Below are 23684 nucleotides of genomic sequence, written 5' to 3' on the forward strand. Positions count from 1 at the left end.
CAGGGTCCGCGGGCGCAGCCCGGGGGGGGGCAGGGTCCGCGGGCGCAGCCCGGGGGGGGCAGGATCCGCGGGCGCAGCCCGGGGGGGGGCAGGGCCCGGGGGCGCAGCCCGGGGGCGCAGGCCCTGGCCGGGGTCAGGGGGCGCAGCCCGCGGGGCAGGGCCCGGGGGCGCAGCCCGGGGGCGCAGGCCCTGGCCGGGGTCAGGGGGCGCAGCCCGCGGGGCCCGGGGCGGAGCCCCTGGCGGGGGTTCGGGGCAGCGCCCCGGGATGGGACGGGTAGGGGCGGCGGGGGCGAAAACACCCGGCCCCCTCCCGGAAGCGGGCAAAAAAACGGGCCGGTCCGTGGGGGGGAGACGGACCGGCCCGAGGGGGGGTTTCCACCATAACCCTTCGTAAGTGATGCTGCGTGCATCGGCGTGAGATAACTACTCTCCGAAATCGCCCGACAACGCCGGGGTAGGTGCGGAGGCGTTCATTCAGGGCCTGATCATGGCCGAATCACAACGGAATCCAAGGAGAACAAAGGGGATGAGGAGGAATTCAGGGGTTTCTGACCACTTGCGGGGTCTTCGGTGACATGTTCCCGGGGGTCCTCCCCACGGGTGAACCGCGCACGGAACACCCGCTTGACGCCGGCCGCTAACTTCACAGCCATGGCCACCTTCACCACCCCGCAGACCCCGGAACCCGTCCCACTGGAGCTCGCCGAGTCCGTACGGGCACGGCGCCGCGGACTGCTCGACCGAGACGGAATCGAAGGTGCGCTACTGCTGACGCCCGCAAGCGCGGTGCACACGATGGGCATGCGGTTCGCGATCGATGTCGCCTACCTGGACCGGAAGTTACGGGTCCTGGCGGTCCGGACGATGCGTCCGGACCGGGTCGGGCTGCCCAGGTTCCGGGCCCGGCACGTGCTGGAGGCGGAGGCCGGGGCAATGGAGCGGTGGGGCCTGCGGCCAGGGGTGCGGATCACCGTACGGGACTTCTGAGCGGCTCTTCCAGGTCCCGCACGCGGGCAGCGCCCAGCATTTCGCCAAGTGGGTTGACGGGCCGAAGAGTTGGGCCGCCGATCTCTTCGCCGGCCTGGCCTCCTCCGGCGGGATCGAGGAGGTCGACTTCGAAGGGGCGCCCGTCTGGGTCATGGCGGGTGACACCGGCTTCCCCTCGGAGGGCGTACGCGGGGTGCGCCTGCTGCCGTACTTCGACGCGTACGCCATCGCCGCGCAGCCGCGGGAGCGGATGTTCCCCGGAGCCGCGTACCAGCGGGCCCTCGCGGGCGGCCAGGCGGGGAACTATCCCGTGCTGCTCGTCGACGGCGTGGTCGCCGGGGTCTGGCACCAGCGGCGGCAGGGGAGGCGGACGACGGTGACGGTGGAGCCCCTGGGGCGGCTGAGCGGGGCGCAGGAACGAGAGCTGAGGGAGCAGGTGGACCGGGTGGGTGAAGTCCTTGAGGCCGGCCCGGAGTTGGTGGTGGGGAAGGTGACGGTCGGCCCGCACGCGTAACCCGTCCCCTGTCGCCCGCTGCGGCTGTTTCGGCCGCATGTCCGGCCGCGTCGATACGATGGCGTCATGGGCCACGGAGTCGATGAGAAGAGCACCCGCGAACGTCTGGACGCCGTAGGCGCCGTGGACGTCGCCGCCACGCTCCAGGCCCTGGCCACACCCTCGCGCCTGCGCATACTGGCCCGCCTCCAGGAGGGCCCGTGCGCGGTCGGCGAGCTGGCGGAGGCGGCGGGGCTCGAGCAGTCCGCCTGCTCGCATCAGCTCCGGCTGCTGCGGAACCTCGGGCTCGTCACGGGTGAGCGGCGGGGTCGGTCGATCGTGTACGCGCTGTACGACCACCATGTCGCGGAGCTGCTGGACCAGGCGCTGCATCACGTGGAGCACTTGCGGCTGGGCTTGCCGGACGAGGCCTGAGCCCGGCTTACGCCTCGTACGGCTTGCGGGCCTCGATGAGGTGGCGGGCACTGTGGGCCACGAACGGGCCCTCCGCCTCGATCCGTTCGTGCAGGGTGCGCAGCCGGTCCCGGTACTGGTCGACGGTGAAGCCGGGCACCATCCACACCACCTTGCGCAGGAAGTGCACGACGGCGCCGATGTCGTAGAACTCCATCCGCAGCCGTTCCGCCCGCAGGTCGACGATCTCCAGCCCGGCGGCCTCGGCGTCGGCGCGCTCGCGGTCGGGGTGGCGGGCGGCGCTCTGCCCCTCCGGTTGCGGACCGAGGAAGTACTCGACCACTTCGTAGGCGCTCCTCGGGCCCACGTGCTGGGCGAAGTACGTGCCGCCCGGCCTGAGGACGCGCGCGATCTCCGCCCACTGCGGGCCGACCGGGTGCCGGCTCGTGACCAGGTCGAACGCCTCGTCCGCGAACGGCAGCGGGGCGTCCTCCGGTGACGCGACGACGACCGCGCCGCGCGGGCGGAGGAGGGCGGTGGCCTTGGCGACGTTCGGTGGCCAGCCCTCGGTGGCGACGGTGAGGGGCGGGAGCCGGTCCGCCGAGTTGAGGACTTCGCCGCCGCCGGTCTGGATGTCGAGCGCGGCCTCGGCCTTCGCCAGCCGCTCCCCCATCGCCCGCGCGTAACCCCACGACGGGCGCGCCTCGGTGGCCCGGCCCTCGAACCACGAGAAGTCCCAGCCCTCGGTGGGAGCGGCTTCGGCTTCGGCGACGAGTTCTTCGAACGTGGTGGGTGACTGGGCTGACTGACTCATGGAGCTGATCGTGGCAGTCGGTCGTCCCGGCTCGCGAGTGGATTTTCCCGGCCATGGCTCGACCCCTGTTACGGGCGACGGGGGTCATCCGCGGCACGGTTCGTCGCTGCCCTAGGTGTTCCTACGGAACGAGTGGCCGTACCTCCTCCGCCGCGAAGCGGACGAAGCCCTCGGGGTCCGGTTCGTCGGCGGTGGGCTGGAGGATCACGGTGTCAGCTCCGGCGTCGGCCAGGCGTTGTACGGCCTTGGCAACCGTTTCGGCGTCGCCGGCGGCTCCGAGGCCGGGGATCTTGTCCTCGCCCTCGGCGGTTTGTTCAGCCTTGAGGCGGGCGGCGGCGTCCGGGCCGGTGGCGGTGAGGAGGTAGACGACGATGCGGTGGGGGTCGGTGCGGGTGACCGACTTCCGCCCCTCGTCGATGAGCCCGCGAGCTTTCCGTACGCCCTCCGGCGGTGTGCCGGCGGTGAGCAACGTACCGTCGGCCGCCTCACCGGAGAGGCGCAGCGAACGGGGGCCGGTGACACCGGCCAGGACCGCGGGCGCAGTGGGTGGGGGCCAGTCGAGGGCCACGTCGTCCAGCTTCACGTACCGCCCGTCGGTGGTGACGCGCTCGCCGCGCAACAGCGCCCGTAGCGCGTCGAGATACTCGCGCAGCAACGTGACCGGCGACTCGGCCCGCGCCCCGACCTGCCCCATCCAGTCCTGCACGCCGTGCCCGACGGTCAGCGTGAAGCGACCGGGGAACAGACGGTCGAGCGTGGCGGTCTCCATGGCCGTGACGGCGACGTTCCGCAGAGGCACGGGCAGCAGCCCGATCCCGACCCGCAGCCGCTCGGTCCAGGCGAGCGCGGCGGACGCGGTGGCGATCCCGCTCTCCAGGAAGCAGTCCTCCCACAGCCAGAGCTCTTCGAGCCCTGCCGCTTCGGCGACACGGGCCACGTCTCGCAGCTTTTCGGGCGGCAACTGGGGGCGGAACACGGCACCGAGAGCAGTCATGGGACCTTCCTAACCTGAGGTCCCGGCACGAACAACTGCTTTTACGTCGTGCCCACGTGGCGCAATCGCCCCGTTGCCGCCCCCACCCCCGCTTGTTGGCGTCACGCGCGCCCGCATGATCAACTCTCGTGTCCCTACAAGGGAGATGGAGATGAGAACGATGGGAACAGGACGACCGGCACAACAGCGCCCGTGGGAAACCGACTTCGGGACCGGGTTCGCCCGGCGGCTGGGGGCCCTACGCGCCTACGGCCCCGACGGCTCCGACAGCGACTGGCAGCGCGTCGGCAATGTGGCCCCAGACGTACGGGGCCGTCTCGGCGTTGATCGCCGGCTCGCGCTCGCGGGTGTGGGCGCGTCGCTCGTCTTCCAGGCCCGGGAAAGCAAGGCCAACCACGAACAGGGCATGCGCACCGCCCACACCGAACTGATGCGGATGGCGATGACGGACCCGTCCCTGATGGCGTGCTGGGGCCGACTCGACGCGAACAACTCCGAGAAGGCCCGGCGCCAGCATCTCTACCTGAACCTGGTGGTGTTCCCACTGGAAGATGATGTTCGAGCTTGGTGCGCTGAGCGAGGGGCACCTGCGGCAGGGCGCCGACAGCATCTTCTCGGCGGTTCCGGCTCGTAGGTTCTGGGCGGCGTCCCGCATCGCTCGCCGGGATGCGGCGAGCACGCGGCGGGCCCGGCGGTTCCATCAGCTGGTGGATGAGCGGTATGTGGCGGCGACGGGTCCCGATTCCGGGACCGAGTGATCCCAACTCCAACGCGGGCTGCTACGCGGCTCGTTCGCCGAACGTCACGGTGTTGTGCCCGTCGGACACCACTCGGACGTCCACGGTGACTTCGAGTGCCACCGCCAGCCTGACGAGGAGGTCGGCGGTGACGGGCAGCAGCCCGCCCAGTTCGACCGCCTCGACGTCGTCGGCGGTCATCCCGAGGCGCTCGCCCAGCGCCGACTGCGAGAGCCCCAAGGCGGTACGCCGGTCGTACACGCTGTCCCAGGTCATGCGCCAACCGGATCTGCTCACGCTCGGTGACGACCTCCGGCGGCTCGGTGTATCCCTCGGCGGCTTTGCGTTCGCGCGCCAGTCTTCAGCGGGCGTGATTCACAGTTCCTCCCGGAAATCGCGCGTGAACTCCTCGTGGGCGGAATCGTGCCTTACGTCGACCTCGGCCCAGACGGTGAAGCGACCGCCAGTCTGCCGCTGCCCCCAACGAGTGGCCAGCGCATCGACGATCAGCAGCCCGCGTCCCGACTCCTGCTCTGGCCCTGCCATCCCCAGTACGAACACATGGCCCGTTCCCTCATCGGTCAGGCTTCCGGGAGCAACTCCCAAGACCGGGCTACGCCCCGGACGTAGCGGCGGGCAGCTCCGGCCGAGGCGAGATCGCCGCCGGGGAGGACGAGCAGGCCCAGACCCTGCAGCTTGCCCGCGAACCCGAGTTGTACGGCCTCGACCTGGTCCAAGTGCCGTGACAGCACTCCGCTCGCCGCGCCGTCGCCGAGCAAGTAGCAGTGCTTGCCGTCGGTACCGGTCCAGGGCAGGAGTCGTACGCATTGGTGGTTGCCGTCGTCCACTACGCCACCTCCAGCCGACTGTGGATGTCTCGGGTATCGAGGTCGATGCCGTAGGTGGCACACCAGAGGGTGTCGCGGCGCAGCCGTTGGAGCCGGGCCTTCTCGTCGTGCTCGTACGCCTTGAGGTAGGGGCGGACGAGTTGGGTGGCCGCGCCGTCGATGGGTTCGTACCAGGTTCGTACGGTCGCGGCGATGGCAGGGCGAGGCGACTTGGAACGGGGCGTCACCGGGGCTGTGGATCTTGTGGGTGGCCTCGGCTCCGTGGCACGGGCGGGCGCCACGAGGCGGTGTTTTCCGCGCGGGGCGAAGAAGACTCGGATGCGGTCGAGTGCGTGGGCGATCACATGGAGCACGTGGTCAACTCCGTTTCGATGAGCTGGTGTTGGATTTCTGGGCCGCGCCACCGCCATCGACTTCGGCCCAGACGGTCGCGCCATGCGCCGTCACGTCATGGCCATAGCGGTCGGCGTCAGCAAGCGCCGCGAGCAAGGAACGTCGACAGACATCGGTGAGCCGCGCAGGGAGGGTGATGCTGACGCGAATCCGGTCGGCGAACTCTTCGGCGTACGCCTGATGCCCTGTCAGCGCGGTGAGCCTGGCTGCCAGCGCAACCGCTTGTGACTTTGCAAAGCACACGAAGAAGCCCCCGTAACGACGCGAGCGCGGAGAGTAGTTCTACTGCACCAGCTTCTACCTGGTGCAGTAGCTTTGTCAATGTCACTGGGACGATCCGTCATCGACTACCGCCGAGGAACCGGAGAGCTGCTCATGCCGCGTGAGGCGCCCTATCTGGAAGTGGCCAACTCGCTGCGTGCACGGGTCCTTTCAGGCGAGTGGGCGGTCGGCGCGCGACTGCCTTCCAGGGCGCAGCTCGCCGAGGAATACGGCGTCGGCCGCAACGTCACACACAAAGCCATGGACCTGCTGATCATCGAGGGCCTCCTTGAAGGCCGCGCAGGCTCAGGCACCTACATTCGCAAGCCGCGCGAGCGGATGCGGATGGTCCGCTCGCGGCGCAGGGAGCGCCGGGGCGGGTCCCCCTTCCGCTCCGACATGAAGGCACGGGGCAAAGACGGGACCTGGGAGTCACACAGCCAGGCACGAGTGCCCGCCCCTGAACCCATCGCCGAGCGGCTGGCCATCAGCCCCGGAGATCCGTGCGTACACACACGCTACGAGTTCATGGCCGACGGACAGCCCGTCCAACTCTCCGAATCCTGGGAGCCGATGGCGATCACGGACGGAACGCCGATCGTCCTGCCCGAGATGGGCCCCCTCGCCGGGATGGGCGTGGTCGAGCGCATGCGATCCATCGGCGTGGAGATCGAAACCGCAGTTGAACTGCCGCGCCCTGCTCGCGCCACCCAGGCACAGGCGAATCTGCTCGGAATCAGCGTGGGTGAGCTGCTACTTGAGATCGAGCGGATCTACTACGACACCGATGGACGACCCGTGGAGACGGCGGACATCACCATTCCCGACGTTCGCTGGGAAGTGGCCTACGAGTTCGGGATCGACCAGGCTTAGCGGTGCGGACGGGGCGCGTGACAAGGAAGCGTTACTGTGTCCGTCGAACATCGCATCGTTGCGGTTGCACGTTCACATCAACTCGCCGGTACACGACGGGAAACGGGGAGGGACCACGCATGGCGTGGGAGGAGTGGGAGCAGCTGAAGGCGGAAGCACTGGCGCGCCAACAGCAGGACCGCATGCAGCTGAACGGTACGGGTAGTGGCGAGTCGGCTGGCGCGGTCGAACCTGAGGATGAACGTTCCAGGTAAAACGGTGGCAATCAAGCTGTTGCAGCCGGACGGCGACATATTCCGGAATACGGACAAGGCTGGACGCCATGCCGAGGAGAACTCGGGCGCCGCCATGCGGGAGTTCACGGGCTGGGACACCGGTGCTGGCCTCAAGGACGCTCACAACGAGTGGGAGCTTCAGGTCAAGAGCCTGATGAATCGCCTTGATGCGGACCGGGAGGCGCTGGAGGGGACCAAGCGGGATTTCCAGTACCTCGACCTCGGCATTCGAAGCCGGATAGCCCAGATCGACGCGGGCCCCGACCCGCGGCACACCACATAGGCAGCGGGGACGAGCATGCTCACGTACCAGGACGTGGTCACCATAAGGATCGGCGTACTGGGCACGGCGGCCAAGGACTGGGACGACATGGCCGACGGCTTCGAAGATCTGGAGACGCTCTACGCGGCGAAGGTGGAGAGCATCTCGACCGACGGCGCCTGGGTGGGAGTCAGCGCGGGGGCCGCGAGCAAACGGTTCGCGGCCACCCGCCGGCAGCTCGCCAACGCCCAGGTGGAAGCTCGCGCCATCGCCTCGCTTCTGCGCGACGCCCATCAGCAGTTCTCCCGGCTGATCGGCCAGGTCAAGGACCTCGTCGAAGAGGCCAAGAAGGCCGAGCTGTACATCAACAGCAAGGGCGAGGCGATCTACGACTTCAGCAAGCTCACCCCCATGCGGCACGACCCGGAGTACCCCACCTACGTGTCGAAGTGGAAGGAAGCCGAAGCCTCCTGGACCAAGGCGATCAAAGACGCCGTACAGGCCGTCGGCGACGAGGACCAGATCGTCAAACTTGCGCTTCGCGAGGCGGCCGGCATCAAGAGCTGGTTCGGCCGCGCGCTGGACCCCCTGGGACAGCACCACGGCTTCAACGGAGCTGCAGTCGGCGACATCGAGACCTACGAGAAGGAAGCCAAGAGGGAAGAGGCGGAACGAAAAGCGGAGGCCGAGCGCAGGAAGAAGGAAAAGGAGTCAGAAGATGAAACCTTGAAGACCATCATCAGGGGCGTCGGGAGCGGCCTTCAGGGTTTGTCCAAGCCGGGAGATCTGGGAACAAAGTTTCTGAGCGCCACCATAGAGGGCGTAGCGGGAGCCACCGGGTTCAACAACACTCAAGGGATCACCTTGAGTGGCTCCGTCGGATTCGGCGTAGGTATTGGTGGTGAGATTTCACTCGTTAATACCCGCACGCCAGATGGGCGCTCTCAGATAAATTTGATGTACTCAAAGTCGACCACGACTGCAGGGTGGGACTTCGGAGCATCCGGAAATATCGGGGTCGTAAAGAGTAACGCTGACGACATCAGCCAACTCAAGGGGACAGGGTGGGACAAGGGGGGCTCGTTCCACGCGGGTATCGGCGTTTGGGGAGCCACCAGAATGCGATCGGGGCAACCAATGCACAAGGTGACGACGTCGCCTCAGCCTCGAGCGGTATAGGAATCGGCTTGGGTAACGAAATTTCCACGGGATTCAGCCAGGCGGACGGATGGACCCTCTGGGAAGAGAAAAAGAAGGAAGAATAATGTCGTTTGGTGCAGTCGGGATCATCTTCTTCACACTCGGAATTCTCTTGGCGTTCAATATCGGCAATGCCGCCGAACACGCCTTTCGCGTATTTGCGCGCACGAATCCGACCACTGGGACAGCCACTCCCAAAACGCTGCGAATTGTAGGCGCCTTCTGGATTCCACTAGGGGCATTCTTTATTGGTGTAGGCTTCTTTAGGTGACGCAGTGAGATATTATCGGTAGTTCGTTAAACCCCGCGGTAGCGTGGATTGACGGCAGGGCGGGTTGGTCGTAGGGCGGTGGGTAAGAGTCCCGCCGTTCTTGATCCCAACTGGTTGGGGGAAACGGACCGGTAGCATTCCACTCCCCGATCCGCCAGACTCAAGCGGCTCCTGGCCTGACCGGTCCGCTCTACTGCGGTCGCAGGCGGACGCGCTCAGCGCGCTGATCCGCGAGGGCCTCTCGCGGGCTCGGGCACTCGTCTTCCTGGTATGCGCGGCAGCCGTGACCCTCGCCGCAGCTTGGACCCCCGTCCTGCTGGTCGACGCCGCCACCTCCGAGGGCAACGACTCCACCGACGTGGCCGTGACAGCGGTGCTGGCCTGCCTTCTGCTGGCGGTCTTCGCCGTTCCGGCGCTGTTGAGCCTGCGCTCCCAGCGAGTACGCAGCTCCCAGCGGCGGCAGTTGCTGGAGCAGTGGGCCGCGGCGGACCGTGGGCACGTCGCGACGCTGATGGCTCTGGCGTTGGTCGCGGGGGCGGACCTGAGTCCTGCCGCCGCGGCCGACGAGGCGCCCACGTACGACAGATCCGACGTTCTCTGGGAATGGGAGTACGGCGGTCCGGGTGTACGGGGGGCCGCTGAGGCCGTCCTGCTCGGTCCGGATCAGGACGTCGACACGTTCATGAACCAGGATCTGCCGGACCTCCAAGAGGAGGACCTTCGGGTCCAGGTCGCGCAGATCATGGCCATCGGCGGCCCGGGTGTGCGGGAGGCCGCCAACACCGCGCTGGACGGCGGAGTCGAGGAGCTTCAAGCCTTCCTGGACGAGGGAATCGTCCAGCCCTACGACGATGACCTGCGGGTCCAGGTCGCACAGATCATGGCCGCGGGCGGGCCGGGGGTCAAGGAAGCCGCGAACAAGGCGCTCAACGGTTCCGCCGACGACTGGAAGAAGTTCATCGACCAGGGCCAGTACAAGGCCCGGGAGGAGGACAACCGGGTTCAGGTCGCCCAATTGATGGCGGCGGGCGGCCCGAATGTGAAGAAGGTCGCCAATCAGGTCCTGGACGGCACTCCCGAAGACGTACAGGAGTTCCTGGACGAGGGCTGGCAGGTCGCGGCTGCGCGGGACCAGGAGACGCTGACCGTCGCCCAGTTGGCCGCGCTCGCCGACAAGGCGCAGAAGCAGGCCACCCGGCTGACCGAAGAGGCCAAGGAAGAGGCGGCCAAGGCGGAGAAGGCGACCCAGCGGGCCAAGGAGGCGGCGCAGGTCGCGGCCAAGGAGGCACAGGCGGCGAAATCGTCGGCGGGCCGGGCTGCGGCTGCTGCGTCGCGGGCGGCTTCCGCGGCTGACCGGGCGGCTCAGGCTGCTCGTACGGCGGTGTCGTCGGCTGCGGCGGCCAACCAGGCGGCGCGGGTTGCCGCCGCGGCGACCGCTTCTGATGCGACCCGGGCGAAGGACGCCCGTATCGCCGCGCAGAACGCGAACGCCGCCGCTGAGGGGGCGCGGAAGGCGGCCAAGGCCGCCGAACAGGCCGGAATCGCCGCCGAGAACGCGGGGAAGGCGGCCGGTGCCGCGGCCAGTGCAGGGGTCAACGCCGCGGCGGCTGCGACGGCAGCAGCTGAGGCCGGTCGCTGGGCCGGAGAAGCCGGTGCGAAGTCCACCGAGGCCGAAATGGCGGCGGCCAGGGCCAGGCGGCTGGCCGGTCAGGCGACGCGTGCGGCCAACGCCGCCCAGTCCAACGCCAAGCAGGCCGCCACGGCCGCACGGCAGTCCCGTACGGCTGCCAACGACGCCGCGGATCACGCCGAGGCGGCGGCCAAGGCGGCGAACAAGGCCGCCGACCAGGCGGGCAAGGCGGTGGACGCGGCGAAGGAGTCCAAGGCCGCTGCGGACGCCGCGACCAAGGCGGCCAACGGCTCGCAGAGCGCCGCCGACCAGGCCAAGACCGTGGCGGAGCTGGCGCGTAAGGCGGATGAAGAGCGCCTGACCCAGCAGCAGGAAGAGAACGTCCTGGCTGCCGAGGAGGCCAAGAAGGCCGAGGATGCGCGCGTCGCCGCCGCCAAGTGGGAAGCGGGCCGACTTCAGCAGCTCAATACCGAGACGCAGAAGCTGTGGGACGAGGCCGTCGCGGCGTCCGATGCGAAGGTCACGGCCGCCAAGGGACGTCAGGTCGCAGTCAACCTGCTCTCCGGAGGCGGGACTTGGACTCGCACCGCCGCCGAGACCGCGCTGATGGGTACCGACGCCGACGTGGAGGAGTTCGTCCGTGCAGCTCTGACGGTTGCATTGGAACAGGACGACCGCGCGAGCGTGGCGCACATCGCCAACACCACGGACAAGCCGGCGCAGCGACAGGCCGCACTGGACGTGCTGGACAAGCCGATCGCACAGGTACGGGAGTTCCTGCGGACGAAGGCCTATCCGGGCAAGGAACACGACGACCGCGTCACCGTCGCCCAGATCATGGCCGCGGGCGGACCGGGCGTGAAGACCGCCGCCAACAAGGCCCTGGACGGCACGGCCACCGATTTGCACCAGTTCCTGGAAGTGGGCCAGTACAAGGCCCGTGAGGACGACGACCGTGTCGCAGTGGCCCAGGCGCTGGCGAACGGTGGTCCCGAGGTCAAGGCCGCGGCCCAGGCGGTGCTGTCGGGGCCGTCTTCCGGCCTGCGGGAGTTCCTGCAGATCGGTCTGTTCCGGGCGCAGCAGCGTGATGCCAACACGGCCGCCCACGTCGCCGAGGTCGACATCCTCCTCGCGGCCGGCGACCGGTCGGCGGCGCTGGCCCACAAGGACGCCGCCGAGGCGCAGCGTGTCGCGGCGGAAGCCGCCAAGGACGCCATCGCGGCCGTCAAGTGGGCGAACGAGGCCAAGACTTCGGCGGAGAAGGCGGACAAGTACTCGCAGCAGGCCGACAAGTCCGCCGACCAGGCGGCCAAGTCAGCCGCGAAGGCCGCCGAGTCGTCCAAGAAGGCGAACAGCGCCGCGGCAGCGGCCCGCAAGGACGCACAGGCGGCGACCCGCTCCGCGGAACAAGCAGTGAGGTCCGCGAGCCTCGCCTCGAACTACGCCTCCCAGGCCGATGCCGCCGCGTACCAGGCAAGCCTCTCCGCCCAGGCCGCGGGCAAGGACGCCGCCGCGGCAGCCAAGGCCGCGACGAAGGCCATGAAGACCGCGGCCGACAAGCTGATTGCGGAATTGAAGGCGGAGGTCGAAAAGCAGCGTGGTGAAGACGCGAAGCCTCTGACGGGGGCAGAGCGCGAGAAGCTCATCAGGAAAAGGCTGTACGAGGCCGAGAAGAACCTCGTGACGAGTGGGGTCCCTCGGCCGGGCGAGGCATCTCTGATCTGCGTGGGCGGCGGCCCCGGGGTGATCGGTGCGTGTACCGAAAGCACCTACCTTGAACGGCTGATCGCCTGGTACACGGGTGCGTTCGAGGTCGAAGAGTGCCTCCAGACGAAGAACCTCTCGTGTCTCAAGGGCCTCGTGCTCAGCGCCCTGAAGGTCAAGGCGCTCAAGGGACTGAAGGGATGCCAGAAGAACAGCTTCGTACCGGGCACCCGTGTCCTGATGGCCGATCGGCGGACCAAGCCGATCGAGGACATACGCATCGGCGACCAGGTAGTGGCCACCGATCCGAAGTCCGGCCAGACCGCGGCGAAGAGCGTCCAGGCGACCATCATCGGTGACGGCCAGAAGAACCTCGTGGACATCACCGTGGGCGGTCCCGGTGCAGAGTCGGCCGGGACCCTGGTCGCCACCGACCGGCACCCCTTCTGGGTGGCGGGCGACAAGAACGCGTGGCTCGATGCCTCGGCACTCGAGCCCGGCGACCGGCTGCGGACCGACGAGGGCACCTACGCACAAGTCAACTCCACCAAGTCGTGGACGGCATCCGGCCAGCGCGTCTACAACCTGACGATCGCCGATCTCCACACGTACTATGTGTTGGCCGACGCGACGCCGGTTCTGGTGCACAACGCGAGTTGTCCCACCGGTTTCACGGACGACACGGTCGCGGATGCCTTCACGAATCTGAACAAGGGTGGCGGTCACGCCATGCGGCACCTCAAGGAGGTCGGGCTGATTCCCAACAAGGGAAGCGTCGCCTCTCAGCTCGAGCACTTCAAGCAGAACTTCTCGCAGGTTTTGACGTCGCCGGACAAGACGTTCGACTGGAGGACTGGTGACACCCAGTCCAAGGGCTTCGCCAAAAAGGTCAATGGCCAGGTGGTGGTGATAATGGTGGCAAAGGAAGGGCCGTATCAGGGCAAGATCATTACCGCGATGTTGCCCGGTCCCAAGAACCTGGCGAAGTGGGGCCTCCTGTGAGCTCCCTCAAGGAGGCCATCACGTGGAGTGGCCCGGCGGTCGTCATACTCTTCACGATCGGGCGAGCCGAATCCCGCCTGGAGGAGGGCGAGTTCGACATCTCCGGCACACGTCCGGACGAGGTCGGACTCTACGAGATGTCCTCTGAGCCCGGAGAGACGCCGACGGCCGCCTGGGAGTACGACCTCACCTTCGAGGAAGGTCGCCTGGACGACCCGGATTTCCCTGCCTATCTGCGAGAGTGCCTGCGGATAGCGTCTGCGCGCGCGGAGGGAATCGCGTGGTTGACGTTCGAGGGAGCCTTTCATTTCGACCACCTCTTCACGGACGACATCGCGGACCAGATCTACGGTTACTGCGTGGCAGGGGAAGAGCCTGTGGTCACGTGGGATCGCGAGATCATGAAGAGTGATCGTTGGAAGGGCGGTGTCAGAGGAGTTCGAGCTGTTCTGGATTCCGCCTTCCCGACGGGTGAGCCTGATTGATCGACAGGGCGCGCGCTCGGGCATGGCGTGTGCTCCATTTTACTGACAGGCCTGCCGCGCCCTGTAGCGGGCGGTTTACGGCATCGCAGCCGGAAGCCGCTGCCCCCATGAGGTCTCTCATGGGGGCAGCTCCGTCTCAAGGCAAGGGAATGAGGAAGCATCTTCCCGATGTATGAGGAAGAGAGATCTCCCGCGAAATCCTTGAAGAAGGCCCCGACGACTGGGTTCCGGTGGATCGGCCGGTGGGCCTTGCCATGGGGTTCTCAATCATTGTTCTGAACTAGAAGGCTCGAGAGATGAGCTTCTCTGTGTCGTTCAATCCGGCCGTTCCATCAGGCGCTGTGGCTCCTGTTTCAGCGAGTCTGGAGGCGGGTGACGATTACAGAACCCTTGTCATGGAGGCATGTAGCGCCCTCTCTGACGCTGGAGGCAGCACATTCCACATCGGCGGCTTCGGGAGTGACGAGTGGTCGCTCGACGTCGCGTATGACTTGTCTGCCTTCATGGAGCAGCTTCCGTCGCTTCTGGTGGGTGCGCGCGATCGTCACGAAGTCGAGATGGATCTCTACTCGCAGGGTATCGAGAGGACTTTGACCTTCCACCCAAGCGGGGATCTCGTGATGATTCGCTGCGATTCGCGGACCAATTGGGTTCCAAACCCAGAGCGCGAGAGCATTGCACAGAGCGAGCTAGTCGCGATGCTCTCGAAAATGGCCGAAGACTTTGCCGGAGGGTTGAAGGCGATCAATTCCGAACTGTCGGAGGTCGCGCCATTCGAACGTTGGCTGGAGGGTGAGGTATAGCCTCGCTGCCCGACCCTGCGTCGTACCAGTGCCACCAGGAACGGCACCCCGATCAGTGCCTTCCCGACGCCCGAGACGAGTGAGCAGGTCCTGGCGGCGCCCCGGGCTCCGCCAGGCCTGCGGGTCACTCGCCGTCGGAGGCTTCCGGCTGCGGAGCAACGTACGTTCCCCGCTGCGGAACGGTGAAGACCAATCCCTCCTCGACGAGCACGGCGATCGCGCGGCGGACAGTCGTACGTGCGAGTCCGTACTGCTGCACGAGCTGGGTCTCACTGGAAATAGCCCTGTTGGGCTGCCAGTCGCCCCGCGCGATACGGGCACGCAGGATGCCCGCCAGCTGCTGGTAGGGCGTAACCGGTCCCTCGTGATCGATTTCAGCATCCGGCTGGAAATTCATGATCAGGAAGCTACTCGTACAGATAAGGTCTCTGTCATTGGGATACGTCTCTATACGTAGCGATACAAGTCGAGCTAAGTTGGGCCTCAGAACATGAAGGCCCCGGCGACGGATTGCGGCCGTCCCGGGGCGTGGCCGAACGCTGCGAAGGAGCGCCGACATGCTGGACCCTACTCTCCGACTCCTGGCCTGGATGCTGAGCATCTGCACCCCACGCCCCCGAGGCCGCCACCGCCTCGGAGCCATCCCGCCTCTGCGGCTCATCCCCGCCCCGCCACCCCAGTTCACCGAACTCCTCGACGGCAGCGCATCCCCTCTCGTACGCCCCTACGTCCTCGACCCCGCCGAACACCACCGCCAACGCGAACGCCGCCGCGCCCTCTACCTCGCAACACTGGGCATCGACGTCGCCCCCACCCACATCCACGGCGTTTGTGTACCGGTGGCGACCCGATGACGCGTCCCGCCGTGCGGATGTGCGCCCGCTGCCACTGCACGACGAGTCACCCTGTCCTGGTCCACGAGGTACACGCGGCTACGGGTCCCGGCTTCAACGTCTACGCATGCCCCGAGTGCGCCGACCACTACCCGCCCATGACCGACCCACTGGAACTCCCCGAGACACCTCGCCGGCGTTCCCGCCTCACCCTCCGCGTCTACAAGGTCAACACTCAGGGCGCCGTGACCGAAGACCGGGGCAAGGTCGAGGTCCTGATCGGTGGTCGCACCAACCTGGTACCGCGTACGTCGGCTTACCCGCCGTGTGGATGCCCGCGCTGCCGGACGTAGTAGCTGTCGGGTGGCCTCACGCCAGGTCTGGTCGTCGGTCAGCCATGCCCGCGGCCGACGCCCGGGCATGGCTGGCCGCTCCACGCCACCCGCCACCCCAATCCGGTGATGCCGAGCCGAATCGGCCAAGCCCCGACCGTCTGAGCGCCAGAGTGAGACCCGGAAGCCCGATACAAACGGAGCATAAGTGCCGGAACCACCCGACCTGTACACAATCGAACTTGAGCCTGAGGTGCGGGCGTGGCTGGAGATGCTGGCGCCTACGGATTACAGGGCCGCCGAACGATTCGCCGATCGGCTCGCGACCGACGGCCCGGCCCTGCCGTTTCCCCTGGCGAGCCACCTCGGCGACGGGCTGCGCGAGCTGCGCATCGGCGCATTCCGCGTCACATACTGGTTGGCCCCCGGCCGGAGGGCCGTCCTGCTCACCGTGTTCCGAAAGACGAGGATGCGGGAGGCTGACGAAGCCCTGAGAGCGCAAAGAGCACGAAAGCACTGCGAGGCCGAGCACCCTCCGGCAGGCGAACACGGCGTCTACAGTAGGGGCGAGGAGGCCTGATGAGCAGCGGATATCACACCGGGTGGCAGGTCCCGGCCGAGCACCGCGAAGACCCCGCCTACCGCGCCGCGGGGCGGCGGATGGACTTCGCCCAGGCGGTCTACGACCGGCGCTCGACCCTGGGCTGGAGCACGGCTGAACTGGCGCGCCGGGCCGGGATGTCCGAAGAGGACATCGAGTCCATCGAAGAGAGCGGGGTCGATCCGACTCTCGAACTCCTCGAGCAACTGGCAACCGCACTTGAGTCGGGCGCGCGAATCGACCCACGCACCAGCCCAGAGTTCCGCTTCGAGGGACACGCTGCCGCCTGAGCAGCCGCCTCGCAGGAGTGCGGAGTGAGATTCCCGCACCCGGAACTCCGCGGGCGGGGCGGGAGGCCAACAGAAACGATTTGCTACTTCCTTTGCCACTATCCTGCTACCCTGACGTCATGGACTCCACGGAGCAGTACGGCAAGGGCGAGGCCCCGGCACAGAAGGTGAGCGTGTCCATGCCCGCGGACCGAATCGCCGCGGTCAAGGAACGCGTCGGCTCACGCGGCTTCTCCGCGTACGTCAGCGCCGCAGTGGAGCGGCAGATACAGCGCGATCTCATCGCGGAGTTGCTGGAGGCGAACGAGGCCGAGTCGGGCCCCATCACCCGGGACATGCGCGATCGCGCCGCACAGGCGATCCAGGCGGCAAGGGCGCTGACAGAACGGGACGGCGCCCGGAGTGACGAGACGGGCGAAGAGTGGCACGGGCGCAAAGCGAGCTGAACAGCGGAATCCTGCTTCTCGACAGCGAGGGCTTATCCAAGACCGTAAGCGCCGATGCTCAGGCGACAGCGTTCATCGCGGCCTGTCAGGCCGAGGACATGCTGATCGCCGTCAGCAACCTGACGCTCATCGAAGCCTGGCATGACAGGGTCCGGATGAACCGGTTCCGGTGGCATGTCTCCCGGCTCAAGGTCCTGCCTGTCACAGAAGCGATCACCTGGAACGCGATCGACCTTTTGAAGGACGCCAGCCTGCACGGACACAAGTACGCGATTGACGCAGTGGTGGCCGCGACTGCGCTGAGCTATTCAGGACCCCGCATCATCCTCACGTCGGACGTGGACGACATGAAGAAGCTCTGCGGCGACAGAGTGCAGGTCGAAAGCATCTGACGGCCGCGAAGCCGTCACCTCAGTCGCCCTTCGGGAACGTCACCTCAACTCGGCGGTTTTTGCGGCGGCCCTGTTCTGAGGTGTTGTCTGCGATGGGGTAGTCCTCGCTGTAGCCGCGTACCTCGAAGGTGACGTCAGGGCCCAGGCCGGCGGCTGCCAGTTCGTCGTGGACCACCTCGGCGCGGTTCTTGGAGAGGGTCACGCCGTGGGCGTACGAGCCGAGGTTGTCCGTGAAGCCGAAGACGCGGACCTTCGTGGCGTTCTGGGCCTTGATCTCGTCCGCGATCGCCTGGATACGTGACCGTGCCTCGGGGTTCAGTTTCGAGCTGTCCTTGGGGAACAGCACCTCCGCCTGCAGCGCGAACGTCACGTCCTCGTTCGTGTCCTCGCGGCGTTCCTCGCCCCCGAGGTCCTCGACCACCGACTTGATGTCCAGCACCCGCGCGGGCGCGAGCGTCGCGCCGTCGGCGAGCTTCAGGCCGGGGCTGTTCGCGTCCACCTCCGGGGGTTGGGAGGTCGTGACGCTGCCCGGGGGTTCGCTTGGGTCCCCTTCGTCGGCGTACACGGGTGCCAGGGGGGTCATGAAGACGAGGGCAGTGAGGGTGGTGGCGGTGATCGCGGTGGCTCGGAGGGGTGAGGGGAGGGGCATGGTTACTCGCCCTCGGTGAGTTCGAGGTCAGCCGGGGGCATGCCACCTACCTGGAAGGAGACGTTGCTGGTGCCTTCAGGGGGAGCCGGGAACTGGGCGTACCAGCTTGCCGAGTCACCCGCCCTCAGCCTTGTGAACTTGGTGCAGAGGCAGCGCCCGGAAGTGTCCCGCAGCACGAGGTACTTCTTCTTGCCCTCCGCATCCACCAGGCTCGCGCCCGACAGTGAGCCGCCGTTGCCCGCCAACTCTGTTTCGTCGCTCTGCCACTCCGCACCCAGCCATGAGCCGCTACCGCCGTTCACCACCTGACCTGACACGGTGACAAAGTCGCCCTCCTCCCGCACAGCGGAGGTGATGGTGACGGTTATGTCGCCGTCCTTCGCCGTCGCGAGCACCTGGTCCACAGACGGTGCTTGCGACTGCTTCTGGTCTCCACCGCTGTCCTTGGACGAGGAGGAAGCGGAAGACTCCGACTTCGGCTCTTCATCGCCTCCGCCGCCGCAACCGGCAACCGTGAGGACCAGCCCAGTCGTGATCGCCACCGCGGTCAGTACCGTGCGGCCCTTCATGGTGTGCCGAAGATTCATCGGTCCGGCTTCCTTTCACTCGACCAGATACACAGAGAACAGCACGGACGCGTCGGGAAGGTCGTCCAAATCGAAATCTTCGGGGTCGATGTCGATGGGTTGGCCGTCGCAGTCGAGCTGAACGAGGTCCAGGGGGTCCTCGGGCACATCGAAGTCACAGCGCGGTTCGATGACGGCCGTGGCCTGCGCCGTCGCCTGCTGCGTCTCCGTGCCCGGGATGATCGAGTCCCCGACCGTGTAGTTCGTCTGGATCTCCACCTCGTATCCGTAGAAGCCGTTCACCTCTGTGAGCTGGGCACCGCCCTGGAGGGTCGAGTCGTTCGCGTCGGCCAACTGTTGAGCTGCGGCCGTGGCTCCGGCACCCGTGGCCTCATCCGGGTTGAGCCAGTCCAGCCAAGTGTCGTCCACCCCGATGGCGCCCTCCAGGCCCTCCATCAGCTCATCCCGATCCGCCTGCGCAGCCGCCAACGCAGCAGCGTCCGCCGCGGATTGAGCTCCATTCCGCGCGGACGCTGCCTGGGCAAACACAAAGAGGGCGAACGCAGCAAAGAGCAGAATCCCCGTCAGCCAGATGTAAATAGGGAGGGTCTGCCCTCTGTCGCTGCGAAGGTGGCGACTGCTCAGCCACCGCCGCCGATCACGCGGTCGACGGCGTCGCCGATCGCGCCCGAGATCAACCCGTCCAACCCCAACTGATCGATCAACGTGAAGATCCCCGCAATCAAAATCATCAGCCCCGCATACTCCACGAAGCCCGCCCCGCGATCCCGCTCGCTCCCCCGCATCCGGGAGACAACGGTCCGCCTCCACGCCCCGAGCCCGCGCTTGACGCCGTGCGTCGACATCTTCGCCACCATGGCCGCTGTCCTCCCACCCAACAACACCACTACCGTCCCGCGCACCGTACGTGACACCCCGCCCACTCCGAGTGGGCCCAGAGACCCAACTTCCCGACGTCGGAGTCATCGGTTCCACCCCCCGTGAGCCGTACCCAGCCAATAAGCGATCGCTTCGCTGCGCGACGAACTGTGCAGCTTTGCGAAGATGCGGTTGATGTGGTTCTTTACGGTCTTCTCGCTGATGAAGCAGGTGGCTGCGATCTGGCGGTTGTTCATGCCGGCCGCGATGAGATCCATGACCTCCACCTCCCGTGAACTCAGTCCGAAATCCCGTGCGTTGTGCTCGCGGCCGTGGAGCCTCGCCGCGTAGGCGAGTCGAGCCTTTGACGACTGTGCCATAACTGGTTGCACGTGCGAAGGGAATTCGTTCGGTTCGTACGAAACGCTGAGCGATTCCGAGACAGATTCCGAGGCAGATTCGGGGACCGCCGAATTCGAGACAGCCGCGTCCGAGACGACAGCCGCAGCGGCGGACGCCGTGAACGTAGGTTTACGCTCACCCAAGTCCCGTACCGCCGTGATCAGTTCCTCGGCCGTGAACTCGCCGTGGACCAGATAACCCACCGCACCCAGGCGCAATGCCTCCGCCACCACCTCGGGTTCACGGCTGTACGTCAGCATCATCACCGGTGCCAGGCGCGCCAGCGAGGGCAGCGCCGTCAGGCCGTCGGTGCCGGGCATGCGCACGTCCAGCAGGACCACGTCGGGGCGGTCGCGGGTCGCGGACGCCTGCGCTTCCGCTCCGTTCGCCGCCTGCGCGACGACCCGGATGTCGGGGTGGGCGTCCAGCAGGGCCGCGAGGCCGGCCCGGACGACCGGGTTGTCGTCGGCCACGAGCACTCGTAAGGGCGGGCCGGGAAGTGCCTGGTCAGGCATGTGCGGCCTCCTCTTGGGGAGTGGGTGAGGGGGGTGCGGGCAGCGGAGTGCCCGAGGTTCTCAGGGGGAGGTCCACCTTGACCTCCGTGCCTCCGTGCTCGCCTCGGCACAGCCGAATGCCCGCGCCTATCGACGTCGCGCGCTCCAGCATTCCCAGCAGACCGAAGTGGCCGGATTTCGCCAGCTGTTGTAGGTCATCGAGGGATACGGACGTGCCGGTTCCGTCGTCTCGTACGGTCAGGTGCAGTGTCGAGGCTTCGGCTTCGGCTTCGGCTTCGGCTTCGAGGGTTACCTCCACCACCGTCGCGCCCGTCGCGTGCCGGTGCGTGTTCTCCAGCGCCTCCGAGAGGATGGCGAGGAGTTGGTGGGGTGCTCCGGGAGGGAGTACGAGGGTGGGGGCTGCCCGGTAGGCGAGGGTCGCCCTGGTGCCCGTACGGGATTCGAAGTCGTCCAGCCTCGCCGTCAGTTCCGTTCTCAGGTCTGTGGGTGGGCTCGACAAGGCTGTGTGGTGGCGGAGGTCCGTCAGGACGTCGCGGGACTCCGCCGCCGCTCGGCGGGCCGCGCTCGCCACCGTCGCCGCCTGGTCCTTCAGCTCACGCGGATCCGTGGCGTGGTCTGCGGAGACCGCGAGCGCCTCCGCCGCCAGGGCCAGGCCGTGCAGGGTCTTGGCCACCGAGTCGTGCATCTCGCGGGCGAGCCGGGCTCGTTCGGACTCGACGGCCTCCGCCACCGCGAGCCGCGAGTTGGCCTCCGCCAGCGCCTGGCTGGCCGTACCGAAGTGGAACATCAGATTGCGCAGGGTTACGCCGATGATGCCGGCCGCGATGCAGAAGCCGGCGATGAGAAGGGTGCTGGCGCCGGTGCCGGGGCGGTGTTCCCAGGCCCTGAACACCGTGAGCAGGACGACGAGTTGGAGGCCGGTGAAGATGCCGGAGCCGCGCCAGCCGTACAGCAGGCCGGAGAGGAGGGGGGTGCAGACGGCCGCGTATGCGAGGGGGGAGGCGGGAGATGCCGTCAGCAGGAGTATCGCGCCGAAGATCAGGTCCACCGCCATGAGGGTGGGGTGGGCGAGGAGGCGTGGGGCGAAGCGGTCCCAGTCCCTGAGCATGGCGTACGAGCCCATGACGCCGAGGACTGCAGCCGCGAGTACTCCGTAGCGGGGTGGGCCGTCCGTCGCGTTGGCCATCGCGAAGGGGGCGCCGATCGCGATCAGCGTCAGGCGGACGGCGAACGCCTGGCGGCACAGGGCCTGCAGGGCGTTGAGCTGGAGGCGGACGCTGCCGGGCGCTGCCGCGTCGTCCGCGAAGTAGCCTGCGGCTCGCTTGGCAAGGAGGGCAGTTCGGACAGTGCCGGTCCGTCGTGGCTGGTCGCGCCCACGCGGCGGAGCCGCATATGTCACAGCGCCGCGGCCCTTACGGGGCGCTCCAGCCCAGCCCCGCTTCCAAAGCCCAGCCATCTCAACGTCCCAGAATCGAGCCGAAGTTAGTCCCCGACCCCAGGAACATCCCCGTCGCGATCAGGATCATCGTCGCCGGGAGCATGAAGACCAGCGTGACCATCGTCGCCTTGGGGATCGTCTTCGCCGCCCTGCGGCGGGAGTTCTGGGCGTCCGTTCTCCTCATGTCCGTGGCCAGCTGGATCAGGGTGTCCGCGATCGGGGAGCCCAGTTCCTCGCCCTGCTGCAGGGCCGAGACGAACTGGGCGACCTGCTCGGAGGAGTTGCGTTTGCGGAGTTCGTCGAAGGCCTGGCGGCGGCTGACCCCCATGTCCATCTGGCGCAACGTGATTCTCAGCTCGTCCGCCCACGGGCCCTCGTAGTGGTCCGCCACCCGGTCCAGGGCCTGGCGGAAGCCGAGGCCCGCCGAGACCACGACCGCGAGGACGTCGAGGAAGTCGGGGAGGGTGCGGTCGATGACCTCCTTGCGGTCGCGGATGGCCTGCCAGATGAGGGCGTCGGCGGCCAGCAGGCCGAAGGCCAGAGTCAGCACGGCGAACAGGAGCTGTCCGTTGGTGAAGAAGACCAGTCCGAGTACGACGCCGAAGATGCCGTACACCGCCCGGCGGGCCGCGTAACGGTTCAGGGTCAGGCCGCCGGGGTTGCCCGCCATGTCGATGCGGCGGCGTTTGGCGTCGACACGGCGCGGGCCCATCAAGGTCAGCACCAGGGGCGCGAAGCGCATGCCGAGGCGGTCTACGGTGGAGTCGGCCTTCGAGACGCGGGTGGATCCGACCTCCAGGGCGAGGGCCAGGTCGCCGGGGAGCTTGGCTTCCGCGCGGAGCATACGGATGCCGAAGAGGAGGCCCGCGACGGCGAGGCCCGACAAGAGAGCGAGCAGCAAGGCCAGCAACGTAACTCCCCCCTCACACTTCGATCTTGCCGAGTCGGCGGATGACGAAGAAGCCGACCGTGTAGAGGCCCATGGCGATGAGGACGAGGATCTGGCCCACCGGGGAGCCGGTCACTCGGGCCAGGGCGCCCTCGTTCGAGGAGTTGATGAGCAAGAGCGAGCCGAGGCCCAGGAGCGGGACCGTGAAGGCGGTCGCGTTGACCTCGGAGAGCATCGTGCGGACCTCGCGACGGGTTTCCTTGCGGTCCTCCAGGGTCTGGGTGAGGTTCCGCAGGGAGTTGACGACGGAGCCGCCCGCCTTGTTGGAGAGGACCAGCGTCGTGACGAGGACGACGAGTTCGCGGGACGGGAGGCGTTCGGCCAGTTCGCCGAGAGTGTCGTCGATCGAGCGGCCGAGGCTCAACTGGTCGGCGACGCGGGCGAGTTCCTCGCCTGCTGGGGCTTCCAGTTCCTCGGCGGCCATCGCCAGAGCCGTGCGCAGGGCGAGGCCGGCGGCGGAGGCGTTGGCCAGGAGGCGGGCCACGTCCGGGAGTTGGTTGATGAAGGCCTCGATACGTTTCTGACGCTGCCAGTTGAGGAAGATCGCGGAGCCCCAGACTCCGATCGCAGCCGCGATGGGGCCGAAGAAGGGGGCCAGCACGGCGGCTGCGATCAGCCAGAGCGCCACGACGACGGCAGTGACGTACGTGAAGAACTCGCCCGCCGTGAGGTCGAGTCCCGTGGCCGACAGCCGCAGGTGGATGGTGCGGCCCAGTCGGGTGTGGCGCAGGCGGCGGTCGACGGCCGCGAAACGGCGGGCGCGGCCCGCTGCACTGCGGAGCGGGCCGCCGGAGAGGCGGTCGACGAGGGCCTGGCGCTGGGCGCGTCCGGACGCGTACGTGTGCACGCCCGCGACGGCGAGTGTGCCGCACAGGACGGTGGCGCCGAGGGCGAGCAGGGCGGGGTTGTTCATGGCTCGCTCCTCTCAGTCTTGTCGGTCTTGTCG

At 67.6% G+C, this 23684-nt stretch carries 33 protein-coding genes and 1 pseudogene; 18 read left to right on the plus strand and 16 right to left on the minus strand.

Going from position 1 to position 23684, the window contains the following annotated elements; translation table 11 throughout:
* Positions 1–651 precede the first annotated feature (651 nt).
* The 3 genes and pseudogenes from ABD357_RS19505 (at position 652) to ABD357_RS19515 (ending at position 1915) form a co-directional block, all read left to right on the plus strand.
* Positions 652–987 (plus strand): DUF192 domain-containing protein, encoded by a 336-nt coding sequence (locus ABD357_RS19505; protein WP_344391621.1) that lies wholly within the window; start codon positions 652–654, stop codon positions 985–987.
* Positions 988–1021: 34 nt separating this feature from the next.
* Positions 1022–1501: pseudogene (locus ABD357_RS19510) on the plus strand (DNA glycosylase AlkZ-like family protein); the annotation flags it as partial.
* Between the two features lie 66 nt (positions 1502–1567).
* Complete coding sequence (locus ABD357_RS19515) at positions 1568–1915, plus strand: ArsR/SmtB family transcription factor (protein WP_344391622.1); 348 nt, start codon at positions 1568–1570, stop codon at positions 1913–1915.
* 7 nt (positions 1916–1922) lie between these two features.
* Here ABD357_RS19515 and ABD357_RS19520 read toward each other — a convergent pair whose 3' ends face one another.
* Positions 1923–2708 carry a class I SAM-dependent methyltransferase gene (locus tag ABD357_RS19520; RefSeq protein ID WP_344391623.1) on the minus strand — a complete coding sequence of 262 codons (786 nt, stop codon included), beginning with the start codon at positions 2706–2708 and terminating at the stop codon, positions 1923–1925.
* A gap of 121 nt (positions 2709–2829) precedes the next feature.
* On the minus strand, positions 2830–3702 hold the full coding sequence (locus tag ABD357_RS19525) for an LLM class flavin-dependent oxidoreductase (RefSeq protein ID WP_344391625.1): 873 nt from the start codon (positions 3700–3702) through the stop codon (positions 2830–2832).
* 160 nt (positions 3703–3862) lie between these two features.
* Between ABD357_RS19525 and ABD357_RS19530 the strand changes: the two genes are divergently transcribed.
* Positions 3863–4336 (plus strand): DUF6082 family protein, encoded by a 474-nt coding sequence (locus ABD357_RS19530; protein ID WP_344391626.1) that lies wholly within the window; start codon positions 3863–3865, stop codon positions 4334–4336.
* On the plus strand, positions 4257–4460 hold the full coding sequence (locus ABD357_RS44765; protein ID WP_425584938.1) for a DUF6082 family protein: 204 nt from the start codon (positions 4257–4259) through the stop codon (positions 4458–4460). The genes ABD357_RS19530 and ABD357_RS44765 overlap by 80 nt, the downstream gene beginning before the upstream one ends.
* A 21-nt stretch (positions 4461–4481) precedes the next feature.
* On the opposite strand, the gene ABD357_RS19535 is transcribed toward ABD357_RS44765, so the two are convergent.
* The 5 genes from ABD357_RS19535 to ABD357_RS19555 form a co-directional block, all read right to left on the minus strand.
* The gene (locus ABD357_RS19535; protein ID WP_344391627.1) at positions 4482–4715 is read right to left on the minus strand and encodes a helix-turn-helix domain-containing protein; all 234 of its coding nucleotides are present in this window, start codon (positions 4713–4715) and stop codon (positions 4482–4484) included.
* Positions 4716–4814: 99 nt separating this feature from the next.
* Complete coding sequence (locus ABD357_RS19540; RefSeq protein WP_344391628.1) at positions 4815–4985, minus strand: ATP-binding protein; 171 nt, start codon at positions 4983–4985, stop codon at positions 4815–4817.
* A 35-nt stretch (positions 4986–5020) separates the two neighbouring features.
* Positions 5021–5287: a hypothetical protein gene (locus tag ABD357_RS19545; RefSeq protein WP_344391629.1), complete on the minus strand. Its 267-nt coding sequence runs from the start codon at positions 5285–5287 to the stop codon at positions 5021–5023.
* Positions 5287–5640: a hypothetical protein gene (locus tag ABD357_RS19550; protein WP_344391630.1), complete on the minus strand. Its 354-nt coding sequence runs from the start codon at positions 5638–5640 to the stop codon at positions 5287–5289. The genes ABD357_RS19545 and ABD357_RS19550 overlap by 1 nt, the downstream gene beginning before the upstream one ends.
* Positions 5641–5644: 4 nt before the next feature.
* Positions 5645–5923, minus strand: coding sequence for a hypothetical protein (locus tag ABD357_RS19555; RefSeq protein ID WP_344391632.1), 279 nt, complete (start codon positions 5921–5923; stop codon positions 5645–5647).
* A 132-nt stretch (positions 5924–6055) separates the two neighbouring features.
* Here ABD357_RS19555 and ABD357_RS19560 point away from each other — a divergent pair, with 132 nt between their 5' ends.
* The 7 genes from ABD357_RS19560 (at position 6056) to ABD357_RS19590 (ending at position 14446) form a co-directional block, all read left to right on the plus strand.
* Positions 6056–6814 (plus strand): GntR family transcriptional regulator, encoded by a 759-nt coding sequence (locus ABD357_RS19560; RefSeq protein ID WP_344391816.1) that lies wholly within the window; start codon positions 6056–6058, stop codon positions 6812–6814.
* Positions 6815–7072: 258 nt separating this feature from the next.
* Positions 7073–7372 (plus strand): hypothetical protein, encoded by a 300-nt coding sequence (locus ABD357_RS19565; RefSeq protein ID WP_344391633.1) that lies wholly within the window; start codon positions 7073–7075, stop codon positions 7370–7372.
* 15 nt (positions 7373–7387) lie between these two features.
* The gene (locus tag ABD357_RS19570; protein WP_344391635.1) at positions 7388–8530 is read left to right on the plus strand and encodes a hypothetical protein; all 1143 of its coding nucleotides are present in this window, start codon (positions 7388–7390) and stop codon (positions 8528–8530) included.
* A gap of 49 nt (positions 8531–8579) precedes the next feature.
* Positions 8580–8822: a hypothetical protein gene (locus tag ABD357_RS19575; protein ID WP_344391636.1), complete on the plus strand. Its 243-nt coding sequence runs from the start codon at positions 8580–8582 to the stop codon at positions 8820–8822.
* Positions 8823–9105: 283 nt separating this feature from the next.
* Complete coding sequence (locus tag ABD357_RS19580; RefSeq protein ID WP_344391637.1) at positions 9106–13158, plus strand: polymorphic toxin-type HINT domain-containing protein; 4053 nt, start codon at positions 9106–9108, stop codon at positions 13156–13158.
* On the plus strand, positions 13155–13643 hold the full coding sequence (locus tag ABD357_RS19585) for a hypothetical protein (protein WP_344391638.1): 489 nt from the start codon (positions 13155–13157) through the stop codon (positions 13641–13643). Before ABD357_RS19580 ends, ABD357_RS19585 begins: the two co-directional genes overlap by 4 nt.
* Before the next feature lie 296 nt (positions 13644–13939).
* Positions 13940–14446, plus strand: coding sequence for a hypothetical protein (locus ABD357_RS19590; RefSeq protein ID WP_344391639.1), 507 nt, complete (start codon positions 13940–13942; stop codon positions 14444–14446).
* A gap of 124 nt (positions 14447–14570) precedes the next feature.
* Here the strand turns inward: ABD357_RS19590 and ABD357_RS19595 are convergent, their stop codons facing one another.
* A complete protein-coding gene (locus tag ABD357_RS19595) occupies positions 14571–14843 on the minus strand; it encodes a GntR family transcriptional regulator (RefSeq protein WP_344391640.1) in 273 nt (90 codons plus the stop codon).
* Positions 14844–15003: 160 nt separating this feature from the next.
* Here ABD357_RS19595 and ABD357_RS19600 point away from each other — a divergent pair, with 160 nt between their 5' ends.
* From ABD357_RS19600 to ABD357_RS19625, 6 genes are all read left to right on the plus strand, one after another.
* Entirely contained in the window at positions 15004–15300 is a 297-nt protein-coding gene (locus tag ABD357_RS19600) for a hypothetical protein (RefSeq protein WP_344391641.1), read from the plus strand.
* Positions 15297–15632, plus strand: a complete 336-nt coding sequence (locus ABD357_RS19605; RefSeq protein ID WP_344391642.1) for a hypothetical protein — start codon at positions 15297–15299, stop codon at positions 15630–15632. Before ABD357_RS19600 ends, ABD357_RS19605 begins: the two co-directional genes overlap by 4 nt.
* A 187-nt stretch (positions 15633–15819) precedes the next feature.
* The gene (locus tag ABD357_RS19610) at positions 15820–16191 is read left to right on the plus strand and encodes a type II toxin-antitoxin system RelE/ParE family toxin (protein WP_344391643.1); all 372 of its coding nucleotides are present in this window, start codon (positions 15820–15822) and stop codon (positions 16189–16191) included.
* Entirely contained in the window at positions 16191–16502 is a 312-nt protein-coding gene (locus tag ABD357_RS19615; RefSeq protein WP_344391644.1) for a helix-turn-helix domain-containing protein, read from the plus strand. Before ABD357_RS19610 ends, ABD357_RS19615 begins: the two co-directional genes overlap by 1 nt.
* Before the next feature lie 119 nt (positions 16503–16621).
* Positions 16622–16948, plus strand: a complete 327-nt coding sequence (locus ABD357_RS19620) for a hypothetical protein (RefSeq protein ID WP_344391646.1) — start codon at positions 16622–16624, stop codon at positions 16946–16948.
* On the plus strand, positions 16924–17340 hold the full coding sequence (locus tag ABD357_RS19625) for a DNA-binding protein (protein ID WP_344391648.1): 417 nt from the start codon (positions 16924–16926) through the stop codon (positions 17338–17340). The genes ABD357_RS19620 and ABD357_RS19625 overlap by 25 nt, the downstream gene beginning before the upstream one ends.
* A 19-nt stretch (positions 17341–17359) precedes the next feature.
* On the opposite strand, the gene ABD357_RS19630 is transcribed toward ABD357_RS19625, so the two are convergent.
* The 8 genes from ABD357_RS19630 to ABD357_RS19665 form a co-directional block, all read right to left on the minus strand.
* Complete coding sequence (locus ABD357_RS19630) at positions 17360–17989, minus strand: OmpA family protein (protein WP_425584928.1); 630 nt, start codon at positions 17987–17989, stop codon at positions 17360–17362.
* 2 nt (positions 17990–17991) lie between these two features.
* Positions 17992–18576, minus strand: coding sequence for a hypothetical protein (locus ABD357_RS19635; RefSeq protein ID WP_344391649.1), 585 nt, complete (start codon positions 18574–18576; stop codon positions 17992–17994).
* Between the two features lie 15 nt (positions 18577–18591).
* The gene (locus tag ABD357_RS19640) at positions 18592–19200 is read right to left on the minus strand and encodes a pilus assembly protein TadG-related protein (RefSeq protein ID WP_344391819.1); all 609 of its coding nucleotides are present in this window, start codon (positions 19198–19200) and stop codon (positions 18592–18594) included.
* Entirely contained in the window at positions 19197–19433 is a 237-nt protein-coding gene (locus tag ABD357_RS19645; protein ID WP_344391651.1) for a hypothetical protein, read from the minus strand. The genes ABD357_RS19640 and ABD357_RS19645 overlap by 4 nt, the downstream gene beginning before the upstream one ends.
* Positions 19434–19538: 105 nt before the next feature.
* On the minus strand, positions 19539–20351 hold the full coding sequence (locus tag ABD357_RS19650) for a response regulator (protein WP_344391652.1): 813 nt from the start codon (positions 20349–20351) through the stop codon (positions 19539–19541).
* Entirely contained in the window at positions 20344–21807 is a 1464-nt protein-coding gene (locus ABD357_RS19655; protein ID WP_425584930.1) for a sensor histidine kinase, read from the minus strand. The genes ABD357_RS19650 and ABD357_RS19655 overlap by 8 nt, the downstream gene beginning before the upstream one ends.
* Position 21808: 1 nt before the next feature.
* On the minus strand, positions 21809–22699 hold the full coding sequence (locus ABD357_RS19660) for a DUF5936 domain-containing protein (RefSeq protein WP_344391654.1): 891 nt from the start codon (positions 22697–22699) through the stop codon (positions 21809–21811).
* A gap of 13 nt (positions 22700–22712) precedes the next feature.
* Positions 22713–23651 carry a type II secretion system F family protein gene (locus ABD357_RS19665; protein ID WP_344391656.1) on the minus strand — a complete coding sequence of 313 codons (939 nt, stop codon included), beginning with the start codon at positions 23649–23651 and terminating at the stop codon, positions 22713–22715.
* Positions 23652–23684 lie beyond the last annotated feature (33 nt).

It is taken from the genome of Streptomyces vastus (assembly GCF_039532825.1).
GTDB lineage: Bacteria > Actinomycetota > Actinomycetes > Streptomycetales > Streptomycetaceae > Streptomyces > Streptomyces vastus.

What these genes read in the sequence shown, in the direction of transcription:
- ABD357_RS19600 (WP_344391641.1), top strand. Translation starts at nt 15,004, where the DNA reads ATGCTGGACCCTACTCTCCGACTCCTGGCCTGGATGCTGAGCATCTGC.
- ABD357_RS19540 (WP_344391628.1), bottom strand. Translation starts at nt 4,985, where the DNA reads ATGGCAGGGCCAGAGCAGGAGTCGGGACGCGGGCTGCTGATCGTCGAT.
- ABD357_RS19590 (WP_344391639.1), top strand. Translation starts at nt 13,940, where the DNA reads ATGAGCTTCTCTGTGTCGTTCAATCCGGCCGTTCCATCAGGCGCTGTG.
- ABD357_RS19505 (WP_344391621.1), top strand. Translation starts at nt 652, where the DNA reads ATGGCCACCTTCACCACCCCGCAGACCCCGGAACCCGTCCCACTGGAG.
- ABD357_RS19620 (WP_344391646.1), top strand. Translation starts at nt 16,622, where the DNA reads ATGGACTCCACGGAGCAGTACGGCAAGGGCGAGGCCCCGGCACAGAAG.
- ABD357_RS19560 (WP_344391816.1), top strand. Translation starts at nt 6,056, where the DNA reads ATGCCGCGTGAGGCGCCCTATCTGGAAGTGGCCAACTCGCTGCGTGCA.
- ABD357_RS19655 (WP_425584930.1), bottom strand. Translation starts at nt 21,807, where the DNA reads ATGGCTGGGCTTTGGAAGCGGGGCTGGGCTGGAGCGCCCCGTAAGGGC.
- ABD357_RS19515 (WP_344391622.1), top strand. Translation starts at nt 1,568, where the DNA reads ATGGGCCACGGAGTCGATGAGAAGAGCACCCGCGAACGTCTGGACGCC.
- ABD357_RS19530 (WP_344391626.1), top strand. Translation starts at nt 3,863, where the DNA reads ATGGGAACAGGACGACCGGCACAACAGCGCCCGTGGGAAACCGACTTC.
- ABD357_RS19570 (WP_344391635.1), top strand. Translation starts at nt 7,388, where the DNA reads ATGCTCACGTACCAGGACGTGGTCACCATAAGGATCGGCGTACTGGGC.
- ABD357_RS19650 (WP_344391652.1), bottom strand. Translation starts at nt 20,351, where the DNA reads ATGCCTGACCAGGCACTTCCCGGCCCGCCCTTACGAGTGCTCGTGGCC.
- ABD357_RS19605 (WP_344391642.1), top strand. Translation starts at nt 15,297, where the DNA reads ATGACGCGTCCCGCCGTGCGGATGTGCGCCCGCTGCCACTGCACGACG.
- ABD357_RS19635 (WP_344391649.1), bottom strand. Translation starts at nt 18,576, where the DNA reads ATGAATCTTCGGCACACCATGAAGGGCCGCACGGTACTGACCGCGGTG.
- ABD357_RS44765 (WP_425584938.1), top strand. Translation starts at nt 4,257, where the DNA reads ATGTTCGAGCTTGGTGCGCTGAGCGAGGGGCACCTGCGGCAGGGCGCC.
- ABD357_RS19665 (WP_344391656.1), bottom strand. Translation starts at nt 23,651, where the DNA reads ATGAACAACCCCGCCCTGCTCGCCCTCGGCGCCACCGTCCTGTGCGGC.
- ABD357_RS19525 (WP_344391625.1), bottom strand. Translation starts at nt 3,702, where the DNA reads ATGACTGCTCTCGGTGCCGTGTTCCGCCCCCAGTTGCCGCCCGAAAAG.
- ABD357_RS19615 (WP_344391644.1), top strand. Translation starts at nt 16,191, where the DNA reads ATGAGCAGCGGATATCACACCGGGTGGCAGGTCCCGGCCGAGCACCGC.
- ABD357_RS19645 (WP_344391651.1), bottom strand. Translation starts at nt 19,433, where the DNA reads ATGGTGGCGAAGATGTCGACGCACGGCGTCAAGCGCGGGCTCGGGGCG.
- ABD357_RS19520 (WP_344391623.1), bottom strand. Translation starts at nt 2,708, where the DNA reads ATGAGTCAGTCAGCCCAGTCACCCACCACGTTCGAAGAACTCGTCGCC.
- ABD357_RS19630 (WP_425584928.1), bottom strand. Translation starts at nt 17,989, where the DNA reads ATGCCCCTCCCCTCACCCCTCCGAGCCACCGCGATCACCGCCACCACC.
- ABD357_RS19595 (WP_344391640.1), bottom strand. Translation starts at nt 14,843, where the DNA reads ATGAATTTCCAGCCGGATGCTGAAATCGATCACGAGGGACCGGTTACG.
- ABD357_RS19575 (WP_344391636.1), top strand. Translation starts at nt 8,580, where the DNA reads ATGGACCCTCTGGGAAGAGAAAAAGAAGGAAGAATAATGTCGTTTGGT.
- ABD357_RS19535 (WP_344391627.1), bottom strand. Translation starts at nt 4,715, where the DNA reads ATGACCTGGGACAGCGTGTACGACCGGCGTACCGCCTTGGGGCTCTCG.